Raw genomic sequence first — 11,950 nt, 5'->3', positions numbered from 1 at the left:
CACATTTTAGCATATATTTGGTAAATGCGCTAGTATTTAACAGTAAAGCCGTCGTTCTACGACGGGGTTTCAGACCCAAAATTTTCGATGACGCGCTTCGGAAGCCATGAGACTGCGATAAAATTTGCCTAAATCGGGATCGGGACAATATTCTCCCAATAAACCCAATCTTTCGTGGGAACGCGCCTCGATTAAAGCTGATATTAACAGAGAATCCAAAAGGCGATCGGGTTCTTGGTGACGAATCTGCGCCTTTAATTTAGCACCATAAGGGGGAGAATTCAAGGGAGCAAGGGGAATTCCCCATTTATCTAACCATTGATTTACCTGTTCAAAATGTTCTAATTCCTCTTGTGCGATCGCTGTTAATTTCCGCACGAGGGAAGCGTAGGAAGGATAACGAAACATGAGATTTAAGGCCACTCCTGCCGCTTTTCGCTCACAATGGGAATGATCGAGCAGAATAATCCCTAAATTATTAATTGCCTGTTCTATCCAATCCTCAGAGGTGGCACTGACTAATAAATTAATCTTTCCCATCGTCGCTGATTCCAATTTGCTGCATCTTTCACCCTAACCCAAAAAGTCGAACATTTGCCGAAAAAAGCAGACTTTGCCATTCTAAAAGTACAGGAATCGGGATGTTAAGATGACGGGGAGCCTCTAGGGGTAGGGAAAGTTCGATCGCTTCAGTAACGGGTAGCTGCGGTAAGATATCCTGCATCTCGTATTGACCGACGTTAGCTGCTGGTGATTTTTCGGCAAAAGCATCCTTAGCCGCTAAAATTTCGCCTTTAGCTGTCGTTATCGTCAATCTTTCTCCATGCAGAAACTCAATCCCTTCAGGAAATCCCACCAAGCGCAAACTAATTTCTAGGGTTTCCTCATCCTTAATTCGTTTGAACAACACCACCTGCCAAGCACTACCTGTATCATCGCGCAAACTATGACGGGATTGATACAACAGCTGCCCCGGCCCTTCTAGCTGTTGTCGAGTTAGAGCTAGTGCAGACAAGGAAAAATCAATCTCAAAGCTGATAAACAGCAAAAAACTCACGAGAACACAAAATAATAATAGAAATCGTTTCATAACTTTATTGACATAACAGATAAAATATGATAGCAACTTTGTCCCTTTAGCCAAGCTAATGCAATTGTATCGCCATATAGTTATACTAACATACTGTTTAAAAGGGATAGGAGAGTGGGCAGCGCCAGAGCTAGGTCGAGGAAGTTTGAGCATTTGTACTAAAATTTCCAATATGCAGTTTAAATGCAGTACAGCTGCTCAAAAACTAAGGACACGGCTTCTGTGATAGCCTAGATGATCGGTGAAGCATAAACACGGCCAATCAATCAGATGGATTTTTTACTGGAAGTCGGTACAGAAGAACTACCCGCAGATTTTGTCGATAGCGCAATCGCACAATTGCAGGAAAGAGTTAGCAAGAGTTTAGAGACGGAATCTCTAGATGCGACTGCTATTCAAGTTTACGGAACCCCGCGCCGTTTGGCCGTGTTAATCACAGGATTACCGACGGATCAAGAAGCTCGCAGCGAGGAGATAAAAGGACCGCCAGTTAGTGCCGCCTACAAAAATGGCAAAATTACCCCCGCTGGTGAGGGTTTTGCTCGAAAACAGGGAGTTAGCACCGCTGCTTTCTCAATTCGCGCCACAGACAAAGGAGAATTTGTCTATATTGAAAAAACGATTCTCGGTCGTCAAACAGCCGAGATTTTAACTGAATTAATTCCCCAATGGATTACCCGTTTGGAAGGAAGACGTTTTATGCGTTGGGGAGATGGAGACTTAAGATTTCCCCGGCCAATTCGTTGGTTATTAACTTTAGTTGATGGGGAAGTTTTACCCCTAGAATTAATTAATGGCTCTACCACTTTAACCAGCGCTCGATTAACTTTTGGTCATCGCATTCTACACCCGCAATCCCTAGCCATTAGTCATCCCCAGGCATATTTAACCAGTTTGCGATCGATTTTTGTGGAAGCGGATCCGCAAGTGCGTCAACAGATAATTACCGATCAGATTACCACCCTAGCCAAAACACTGGAGGGAGTGGCAGAAATTCCCGCAGATTTATTAGCAGAAGTGACCAACTTAGTCGAATATCCCACGGCAATTGTCGGCAAATTTGACGATGAATTTCTGGAATTACCCTCAGAAGTAATTATTACCGTGATGGTGACACATCAGCGTTATTTCCCGGTCAAAACTCCCCAGGGTTTGTCCCCCTATTTTATTACTATTTCCAATGGTGATCCCCAGAAATCTGAGATTATCTCCGCAGGAAATGAAAGGGTTATCCGCGCGCGGTTAGCGGATGCCAGATTTTTCTATACTGCCGATTGTGATGAACCCTTAGATAGTTTCCTTCCCCAACTGGAAACCGTCACTTTCCAAGAAGAATTGGGAACCATGCGCGATAAAGTCGATCGGATTATGGAAATTGCCCAGATGATCGTCGAACAGTTAAATCTCGATGAACAAAGTCGCAGTGATATAGAGTCCACTGCCATGCTTTGTAAAGCGGATTTAGTTACCCAAATGGTTTACGAATTCCCCGAATTACAGGGAGTAATGGCCGAAAAATATGCTTTAATTAGCGGTGAATCAGCTGTAGTTGCTCGGGGCATTTTTGAACATTATCTGCCTCGCAATGCTGGGGATATACTCCCGGAAACAATCACCGGTCAAGTGGTGGGAATTGCCGATCGCTTAGATACTTTAGTCGGTATTTTTGGACTGGGAATGCTGCCCACTGGTTCCTCTGATCCCTTCGCTCTCCGTCGGGCTGCCAATGCAATAATTAGTATTATCTGGTCAGCCGATTTTAATATCAATCTTTTGGCATTAATTGAGCAAATAGCTCAGGATTTTGTCACCAGTCATCCCGATAAACCCAACCCAGTCAATCTGATTAAAGATTTCTTTTTACAACGTCTGCAAACTCTCTTAATTGATGATTTGAGGATAGATTACGATCTCGTTAATGCAGTTTTAGGGGAAAACGATCCAGAGTATAAGTCTCGCGCTCTGGAAAATTTATTAGATACCCGTGAACGCGCTCGCTTTTTATCCCAAATTCGTCAGGATGGTCAGTTAGCCAACATCTATGAAACCGTCAATCGCTCGACCCGTTTGGCACAAAAAGGAGATTTAGATACAACTACCCTAGAAATCAAGGCAATCATCGATACGGAGTTATTTGAACAATCCTCGGAACCAGCATTTTATGACGCTTTAATTGCCCTAATTCCCGAAACTATCAGCGCAAGAGAGCAAAGAGATTATCAGCGTCTTGTCACTGCTTTAACAGCAATTTCTCCCCTGGTGGCTGACTTTTTTGATGGCGAAAATAGTGTGTTAGTCATGGCAGAAAAAGAATCTGTCCGTCGCAATCGTTTAAATCTCTTGGGTTTACTGCGAAATCACGCGCGAGTCCTAGCAGATTTTGGGGCAATTGTCAACTGAAATGGCCGATTCTGAACTACAGCAACAAGTCCAAAGATTACATCGACTGACGGTATGGGGTCGTTGGTTATTCGTGTTGGGTTGTTGGTTAGTGATTGGTTCGGCGAGTTTATGGGTTTTATGGGATGATATAGCTTTAATGCGGCAATATTTTACTTGGACAGCCGTGAGATATGCTTTAGCTTTCAATTACTGGGCTTCTATCGGTCTAGCCTTTTGTGTTGCCATTACAGGAGCAGTGTTAGTCTGGCAAAGTCGCAATATTATTTTAGGACTTTCCCCCAGAGAAAAACTGCGCTTAGAGCAACAGGTGCGGAAAATTCGGGCCAAAGGGCCGGGTCATCCCCTCTGGCGCTGGATCTTAAAAAGCAGGAAAAAAGACTTACAATAATAAAGCTTTGCTGAAAGCTGACGGCTAGAATCCCCACTAGATATAATTCTTTACTCAAAAACTATTGACTTTTGAATCCACTTATGACCGTGACTCCCCAAGCTCCTCCGAAAACTCGCCGCGTGGTTTTTCCCTTCACCGCTATTGTCGGCCAGGAAGAAATGAAATTATCCCTAATGCTCAACGTCATCGACCCCAAAATTGGCGGGGTGATGATTATGGGGGATCGAGGTACGGGAAAATCCACCACAATTAGGGCTTTAGCTGACCTTTTACCGGAAATTGACGTAGTTGCTAACGATCCCTTTAATTCTGACCCCAATGATCCCGATTTAATGAGCGATGAGGTGCGGCAAAGGGTGGACGAGGCCATCCCGTTGGCCATTGCCAAGAAAAAAGTCACTATGGTAGATCTGCCCCTCGGTGCGACGGAGGATCGGGTCTGTGGCACAATTGACATCGAAAAGGCCCTGTCAGAAGGGGTAAAAGCTTTTGAACCGGGTTTGCTGGCCAAAGCTAACCGCGGCATTCTCTATGTGGATGAAGTCAATTTACTTGACGATCACCTCGTCGATGTGCTATTGGATTCGGCCGCTAGTGGTTGGAATACGGTGGAACGGGAAGGAATTTCCATCCGTCACCCGGCCCGGTTTGTTTTGGTGGGATCGGGCAACCCAGAAGAGGGAGAATTGCGCCCACAACTGCTCGATCGCTTCGGAATGCACGCCGAGATTCACACCGTCAAAGAACCACCTCTACGGGTCAAAATCGTGGAACAGCGTGCGGAATTTGATGGCAATCCTCTCTCGTTTTTAGAGAAATATAACTTAGAACAGGAAGAACTGCAAAGAAAGTTAGTGGAGGCCCAGAATCTTTTGCCTTCTGTGGAGCTTGATTATGATCTGCGGGTGAAAATTTCCGAGGTTTGTTCCGAGTTGGACGTGGATGGATTGCGCGGCGATATCGTTACCAATCGCGCCGCTAAAGCTCTGGCCGCTTTGGAAGGACGGACAACTGTGACGGTAGATGATATCCGTCGGGTAATTGTTCTCTGTTTACGTCACCGTTTGCGGAAAGATCCGCTAGAATCGATCGATTCTGGTTATAAAGTCTTGAAAGCTTTTAATCGCGTCTTTGGATTAGAGGAAAATTCCTAAATCTAATTCACCCTCTCTGCGAAGAGAGGGTTTTTTACTTGATTTAGAGATGAAGGCCAAAAAGGGCTAGATGTGGCCAGATAAGCTAGAATTTTATCGATCGCTGTTATTCTCTGGGGGAATGTCGATGTGGGTTGAAAGTATAAAACTCGAAAACATTAAATGCTTCCAGAATCAAGAGATTAAATTTATTAGTAATCCTAATAATCAACGTCGTTGGCGAGCTAGACCTTACCATTGGATCACTTTATTAGGAGAAAATGGAGTAGGAAAAAGCACGATTCTACAGGCTTTAGCTTTGCTGCTCGCGGGACCAGAAGCAGCCAAAGAATTATTACCACGTCCGACTGGTTGGATATGTAATCCTAAAACACCGGGTAAATTAACCGCAGTGCTTCATCAAGAAGAGGGGGATACGGGAAAATTTGGCAATCGACAAAGTTTTTCTTATTCCTATTTTGTTACAGGCACGGAAAGGTTAGAGGTGGGAGGAAGTAAGGACAAACAAACTTATACAGAGCCAGCATTAATCGAAGCAAATAGCAAAGTTTTAAGTTGGTTGCGCGCCAATGCTTTTGCCTCCGATAATAAGGGTTGGTTTGCCGTCGGTTATGGAGCTTTCCGTCGTTTGACAAGAGTGAGTCAAGTGATCATTCCTAGTCTTGAACCCCCGAAACGCTCTAGCAACTTTTTCAGCCAATTTCATGAGGATACATCTTTAAGTTCTTTTGAGAGATGGATGGTGTATTTAGATTATCGAATAGCCAAAAATCCTGAAGATAGTCAAGCCAAACAAATGAAAAAAATCGGCGAAGAAGCAATTACTAAACTGTTACCCGGTAATGTAGAAATTGCTGAAGTAACCGCCGATGGCTTGATTCAGTTTCTAGTTAACGGTCAAAAAGTTCCAACCATTAGTTTATCGGATGGTTTTCGGAGTATGATTGCTTTAGCCGGGGATTTAATTTGGCGATTATTACAATCCTTCCCCGATCTAGATAACCCCACAGAAGCTTCTGGAGTTGTCTTAATCGATGAGTTAGATATTCATTTACATCCCTCTTGGCAAAGGGAAATTGCTGGATGGTTACAGGAAGTTTTTCCCAAGCTTCAATTCTTTGTTGCTACTCATAGTCCTTTAATCGCTGCCGGTGCAGGGGAAAATTCTTTAACCCTACGAATCGATCTGGTAGAGGGTGAATTGCAGATTGTAGAAGTTCCTTATTTAGAATTAGCCGCCAATGTTGATCGTACTTTAACAAGTGCTGCTTTTGGTCTGAAATCAACCTATCCCACTGAGACAGAAAATAAAATTAAGCGTTACCACCAACTAAATCGTAAAAATAAAAATCTGGCAGCAGAAGAAAAGCAAGAATATGAACAACTGTCATTATTTGTTCAAGAAGTTAAACCCTTTAGCGAAATTAGTCAACCTGATAGTTTAGAATCCCGAATTGATGCCTTACTAGAGGAGCGTTTATCTTGATTCCTGTAACGAGAATATCAGAGCCACCCGTATTAGCTAAAAATGCCGCTCGTTGGCTAGAGGCTTTAGAATTAATACAATCAAACAACAAGGCAACTAAAGCTCAAATTAACCAAGCACAAAATAAATATGGTCATCGGGAAGTTAAAGAAGCATTAGTTAAAATGTTTAATGGGAAATGCGCTTACTGTGAAAGCAAAATTACAGTTGTCACCTATGGAGCGATCGAACATTTTTATCCAAAAAGCCAGTATCCTGATCTGACTTTTACTTGGAAAAATTTACTTCTCTCTTGTGATAAATGTAATGATGCCAATCACAAAGGCACAAATTTTCCTCTAGATGATATCACGGGAAATCCTCTATTAATAGATCCCACGGATGGAGTAACCGATCCGAATACACATCTGGCATTTGTTTGGGATGAAATGGCAAAATTAGCCAGTGTTTATGGTCGAGATCAACGTGGTACAATTGTTGAACATATTTTTGATCTCAATGGTCTGCGTGGACGAAAAGAATTAATCAACCATCGTAGTCAATATATTAAAAAGTTGTTAGCATTATTACGTTTAGCAAAACAAGGAGACTCGGAGGCTTTATCTTTACTGCAAGAAGCTTGTCAACCAGAGGCGGAATATTATGCTTTTGCTAGTATTTATATCCTGCCTCATTTGCCTCCCTAAAATTAAGGGTAATTATTATCTACAGTCTAAAAAACAAAATTTCTCGCTTATTATTCTCACCCTACTTGATATTTATGTCTCGTCCTGTTGTTTATTTTGCCGTTACTAATCATGGTTTTGGCCATGCTGTCCGCACTGCTTCGGTAGTAGCTAATGTTATTGAACTTAATCCCGAAATTTTGCCGATATTAGTCACCACTGCTCCGCGCTGGTTATTAGATTCCTACATATCAGGAGAATATATTCAAAGACACCGGGGGTTTGATGTGGGGGTAATCCAATCGGATAGTTTAACGATGGATAAATTAGCTACTAAAGAAAAATTAGAACAAATAATTGCTCAATCAAGGGCAATTATTGCCAGTGAAGTTAATTTTATTAAAACTAATCGTGTCGGTTTAGTTGTGGCCGATTTACCGCCTTTAGCGGCACTAATTGCCAAAAGTACGGGGCTTCCTTGTTGGATGATTGGTAACTTTGGCTGGGATTTTATCTATCGTGATTGGGGTGAAGAATTCGCCAGTATTAGTGATTGGATTAGTCGTTGTTATAATCAATGCGATCGCTTATTTAAACTGCCTTTAGCAGAAGCAATGACAGCATTTCCTCACGTTAGCGAGGCAGGTTTAACCGGAGGTACACCCCGCTACAGTGAAGAACAATTGCGACAGGAATTTAAGCTAAATGCCCCTAAAGAAAAAACTATTTTATTGAGTTTTGGTGGGTTAGGATTAGAAGCAATTCCCTATGATAAACTCGCCAGTTTTCCCGATTGGCAATTTATCACTTTTGAAAAAAACGCGCCCGAATTGCCCAATTTAGTCCGCTTACAGGATAAACCAGATCGGAGCTATCGTCCCGTGGATTTTATGCCCCTGTGCGATCGAATTATTTCCAAACCGGGATATAGTACCTTTGCCGAGGCTTTAAAATTAGAGGTTCCGATTGTTTCCCTCACTCGAGAAGGTTTCGCCGAATCAGCGATTTTATTGGCTGGAATCCAAGATTATAGTTATCATCAAATTATTAGCAGCGAAGAATTTTTTCAAGGTAATTGGGACTTTTTACGGCAAGCCCCCCAACCGCCACGATTAAAGGTTAAACTGCCTAAAGATGGTGCAGAATCGATAGCGAGAGCTATTGTAGAATACTTTGAGAGGTAATATTAATGATTAACTTAGCTAATTTAACTTCTGATTATTAGCGGTGAATTGAGTTATCGGTCAGCAGACCCTAGTTTATTTAACAAAGTCCTAGAAACCAGCCAAATTACCGCGCTATTTTTTGACACCTACGTTCAGGATAATCAGGGCAGTATCAGCCTCGAAATCGTCAAAAATACGGATAACCAGGGGAAAGTTGACGGCGAACCTGAGCATAGAACTAGGGAGACAGAAACAAGATCGGGCAGAAAGCCGATACTTGTTACAATAGTTTACAAATCACCCTGCCCCGTCACCGAACTATGTCCGAACAGATGATCTCCCCAGAGACGCAAAACCCAGAAGCGATTACCGTTGAAGTGCAGCCCGTCCATATTCCCGAAGAGCATCGGGAAGATATCGGCCCCATGGATGACAACGTAGCCGAGAGTTGGCGCTACAATCCCCAAGTGATTAACGACTATTACCGTGGGCGACCTCTAGACGTTGTGGGGAGATTAATCGAAATTGCCCTACCGGTTTTATCTTTTGTCATCGGTATCTGGTGGGATAAACTGCAGGGAAAATCGCCAAAAAATGAAATTAGACGGGCCGTACAATTGCGGGAAATGTTGACCAAATTGGGACCCACCTATATTAAGATCGGTCAAGCTCTCTCTACCAGGCCTGATTTAGTACCGCCTTTATATTTAGAAGAATTAACCACTCTCCAGGATCAAATACCCTCTTTTCCTAACGAAATTGCCTATCGTTTTATCGAGGAAGAATTAGGTTATTCTCCCCAGGAAATTTACGCAGAATTATCCCCCAATCCCATAGCGGCTGCTTCCCTAGGACAAGTTTACAAAGGTAAATTAAAAACCGGAGAGAGAGTCGCCGTTAAAGTACAGCGTCCCGATTTGATTCGCTGTATAACTTTAGATGTGTATATCATGCGTAGTTTGGCGACTTGGGTGAAAGGTAATATTAAAAGACTTCGCTCCGATTTAGTGGCAATTACCGACGAATTAGCCGCTCGTATTTTTGAAGAAATTAATTATCTGCACGAAGGACAAAACGCCGAAAAATTCGCCCAACTTTATGGTCACATTGCCGAAATTTACATCCCCAAAATCTACTGGAAATATACTGGGCGACGGGTTTTAACCATGGAGTGGGTGGACGGCACAAAATTAACTAATATCAAAGAAATTCAAGCTCAGGGTATTGATGCCACCCACTTAGTTAATGTGGGGGTGCAGTGTTCTTTGCGTCAATTACTTGAACACGGATTTTTCCATGCGGATCCCCATCCGGGTAATTTATTAGCGACTCCCGACGGTAAATTAGCTTATCTTGATTTCGGCATGATGAGCAATATTGAACCCTATCAACGCTACGGTTTAATCGAAGCGGTGGTGCATTTAGTCAACCGGGATTTTGAGTCTTTGGCCAAGGATTACGTTAAGTTAGACTTCCTGTCACCAACTACCAATTTAGAGCCAATTGTTCCCGCTTTTTCGGAAGTTTTTGGTAATGCTTTAGGGGCGAGTGTGGCAGAATTAAACTTTAAAAGTATCACCGATAAAATGTCGGCGATGATGTATGAGTTTCCCTTTCGAGTACCTGCCTATTATGCCCTGATTATTCGCTCAATGGTGACTTTAGAGGGAATAGCGATTGGCATCGATCCTAATTTTAAGGTACTTAGCAAAGCCTATCCTTATATTGCGAAACGTCTGCTCACCGATCCTTCCACGGAGTTGCGAGATTCCCTGCGGGATTTATTGTTTAAAGACGGTACTTTTCGCTGGAATCGTTTAGAAAATCTCTTGCGTAATGCTAAAGATTCTAATGATTTTAACTTCGATAAAGTCACCGATCAAGCGCTAGATTTTCTCCTTTCAGATAGGGGTATATTTATTCGCGAAAAATTAGTGAATGAGTTAGTAAATGCTCTCGATAACTTCGGTCGTCGCACTTGGTTTAATCTCACGGTTAATTTCCGGGAACAGGTGGGTTTAGCGGTGCAAGAAACTCCCCCAGAATTATTAGGTGATGCTAAGACTTTTGAGCATCTTCGCAACATCTTTAGTATTTTACAGGAAACGAAAGGATTCGATGCCATGGCTATGGTGCCAGTGATGACTAAACTAATCGCTAAACCCGAAACCCAACAGATGGGACAAAAAATTGCTGAAGGTTTGCTACAAAAATCCCTAGCGCGTTTAATTCGTTACTTAGTTCTCGAATTCGATACACCAAATCATCAGCAAAATGGAGAATTATCGAAAGCTTTACCCGCTGCCGATTAACCTCTGTTCAGCTTAGTTCCAGCGAAAGGCCGTGAAATTTATTTCACGGCTCTGAGCAAAACGCTAAACTGTTTTTAAAGTTTTTTTATCGGGGTTTAAAGGTGACTTGTAAACCGTCGCGAGGATGGGGAGTGGGGATAGCGGTGAGGGTGAGATCTTGATTGGGGAGTAATTGCCAATCGTATTTTTCTACTAAACGGACGGCTAAAATTTTCATCTCTAAACGAGCGAATTCTTTGCCAATACATTCGCGTAATCCCGCACCAAAAGGGATATATCCGTAGGGTTTTTCCTCGGCTAAAAAGCGATCGGGATCGAAGGTTTCAGGATGAGAATAAATATTATTATCTTTATGAGTATTGGTGATTTGATACTGCACCACCCATCCTTTCGGCAAATGATAACCGTTAAATTGACAGTCTTCTACTACCCGACGGAATCCTCCTCCCACGGGTGGAGTAAAACGTAAAACTTCCTTTAAAACGCGATCTAAATAGGGTCTGCTGAAAAAGTTTTTCGGTGGTGGTAGGAGTCAGGAGTCAGGAGTCAGGAGTCAGGAGTTATCCTATTTTCTTGCACTAACATCGGACTTTAACAGGTCAAAAGCTTTATTTTAAAAGGGTTTTACCATTATTCAGCAAGCCCTAAATAGGTCATCTGTTTGAGGGTATCAACGCTTAAAGGAGTCGATAGATCAAAATTAGTTATTTCCTCAAGGACAAGCTGAAAAATATCGGGATGCAGTGCCATTTGTAGGCAGAAAGTGGCGATAGCAGAGGTTAAAGTTTCATGACCGGCAAAGAGTAATAATAGCACTTGATCTTTTAATTCCGCTAAGGATAAACTTTGACCGTTTTCGTCCTTAGCTTGTAAAAGAATACCAAGAGCATCTTGGCCTGGGTCATCATTTTTTTGTCTTTCTAAAATGATAGTTTCGATCGCTTGCAGTAATTCTTCTCGACAGCGTAATGCTTGGCCGAAAGCTGTCCAGGGAAGGGGAAGGGGAAGGCTAAATAATCCCGCACACCAAGTATCAAAAGCTTCTCCTAATTTGGTAGCAGAACCCTGGTCAAGACCGACAAATAATTTACAGGCGATATCGAGAGTATAGTTTCTTAATTCAGGATACCATGACAGGGTTTTTGCGGTTTGCCAACGCTCTAAATAGTGAGCGGTAATTGTTTCTACCGTAGGGATTTGACATCCTCGCCGCCGTAAAACGGACGGCGATTCCTCACCACGCCACTTTTTTAGGGTGGTCGCTGAACGGGGTTGACGCTTCA

At 42.6% G+C, this 11,950-nt stretch carries 8 protein-coding genes and 3 pseudogenes; 7 read left to right on the top strand and 4 right to left on the bottom strand.

Annotated features, from left to right (window positions below):
* Positions 1 to 87: 87 nt before the first annotated feature.
* Together BGL89_RS17980 and BGL89_RS17975 are read right to left on the bottom strand one after the other, a co-directional pair.
* A pseudogene (locus tag BGL89_RS17980) lies at positions 88 to 540 on the bottom strand (MiaE family protein); the annotation flags it as partial.
* A gap of 28 nt (positions 541 to 568) precedes the next feature.
* Positions 569 to 1,090, bottom strand: a complete 522-nt coding sequence (locus BGL89_RS17975) for a DUF3122 domain-containing protein (protein WP_286826905.1) — start codon at positions 1,088 to 1,090, stop codon at positions 569 to 571.
* 270 nt (positions 1,091 to 1,360) lie between these two features.
* Here BGL89_RS17975 and glyS point away from each other — a divergent pair, with 270 nt between their 5' ends.
* The 7 genes from glyS to BGL89_RS17940 all read left to right on the top strand — a co-directional run bounded on the left by glyS (position 1,361) and on the right by BGL89_RS17940 (position 10,667).
* Positions 1,361 to 3,490: a glycine--tRNA ligase subunit beta gene (gene glyS / locus BGL89_RS17970; protein WP_286826904.1), complete on the top strand. Its 2,130-nt coding sequence runs from the start codon at positions 1,361 to 1,363 to the stop codon at positions 3,488 to 3,490.
* A 1-nt stretch (position 3,491) separates the two neighbouring features.
* Positions 3,492 to 3,881, top strand: a complete 390-nt coding sequence (locus BGL89_RS17965; protein ID WP_286826903.1) for a hypothetical protein — start codon at positions 3,492 to 3,494, stop codon at positions 3,879 to 3,881.
* An 83-nt stretch (positions 3,882 to 3,964) separates the two neighbouring features.
* On the top strand, positions 3,965 to 5,038 hold the full coding sequence (bchI, locus tag BGL89_RS17960) for a magnesium chelatase ATPase subunit I (protein ID WP_286826902.1): 1,074 nt from the start codon (positions 3,965 to 3,967) through the stop codon (positions 5,036 to 5,038).
* A gap of 127 nt (positions 5,039 to 5,165) precedes the next feature.
* Entirely contained in the window at positions 5,166 to 6,524 is a 1,359-nt protein-coding gene (locus BGL89_RS17955) for an AAA family ATPase (RefSeq protein WP_286826901.1), read from the top strand.
* Complete coding sequence (locus tag BGL89_RS17950) at positions 6,521 to 7,210, top strand: retron system putative HNH endonuclease (protein ID WP_286826900.1); 690 nt, start codon at positions 6,521 to 6,523, stop codon at positions 7,208 to 7,210. The genes BGL89_RS17955 and BGL89_RS17950 overlap by 4 nt, the downstream gene beginning before the upstream one ends.
* 74 nt (positions 7,211 to 7,284) lie before the next feature.
* Positions 7,285 to 8,373 carry a glycosyltransferase family protein gene (locus tag BGL89_RS17945; protein WP_286826899.1) on the top strand — a complete coding sequence of 363 codons (1,089 nt, stop codon included), beginning with the start codon at positions 7,285 to 7,287 and terminating at the stop codon, positions 8,371 to 8,373.
* 302 nt (positions 8,374 to 8,675) lie between these two features.
* Positions 8,676 to 10,667 (top strand): ABC1 kinase family protein, encoded by a 1,992-nt coding sequence (locus tag BGL89_RS17940; RefSeq protein WP_286826898.1) that lies wholly within the window; start codon positions 8,676 to 8,678, stop codon positions 10,665 to 10,667.
* A gap of 85 nt (positions 10,668 to 10,752) precedes the next feature.
* On the opposite strand, the pseudogene BGL89_RS17935 reads toward BGL89_RS17940, so the two are convergent.
* Positions 10,753 to 11,163 (bottom strand): annotated as a pseudogene (locus tag BGL89_RS17935) (cytochrome P450); the annotation flags it as partial.
* Between the two features lie 155 nt (positions 11,164 to 11,318).
* Positions 11,319 to 11,950 (bottom strand): annotated as a pseudogene (locus BGL89_RS17930) (cytochrome P450); the annotation flags it as partial.

This window comes from Microcystis sp. LSC13-02, assembly GCA_002282935.1.
Lineage (GTDB): Bacteria > Cyanobacteriota > Cyanobacteriia > Cyanobacteriales > Microcystaceae > Microcystis.
This window is presented reverse-complemented; position numbering and strand designations above follow the sequence as displayed.

Bases quoted from the DNA above. Each gene is read 5' to 3' on its own strand.
- BGL89_RS17975 (WP_286826905.1), bottom strand. From the start codon at position 1,090: ATGAAACGATTTCTATTATTATTTTGTGTTCTCGTGAGTTTTTTGCTG.
- glyS (WP_286826904.1), top strand. From the start codon at position 1,361: ATGGATTTTTTACTGGAAGTCGGTACAGAAGAACTACCCGCAGATTTT.
- BGL89_RS17965 (WP_286826903.1), top strand. From the start codon at position 3,492: ATGGCCGATTCTGAACTACAGCAACAAGTCCAAAGATTACATCGACTG.
- bchI (WP_286826902.1), top strand. From the start codon at position 3,965: ATGACCGTGACTCCCCAAGCTCCTCCGAAAACTCGCCGCGTGGTTTTT.
- BGL89_RS17955 (WP_286826901.1), top strand. From the start codon at position 5,166: ATGTGGGTTGAAAGTATAAAACTCGAAAACATTAAATGCTTCCAGAAT.
- BGL89_RS17945 (WP_286826899.1), top strand. From the start codon at position 7,285: ATGTCTCGTCCTGTTGTTTATTTTGCCGTTACTAATCATGGTTTTGGC.
- BGL89_RS17940 (WP_286826898.1), top strand. From the start codon at position 8,676: ATGTCCGAACAGATGATCTCCCCAGAGACGCAAAACCCAGAAGCGATT.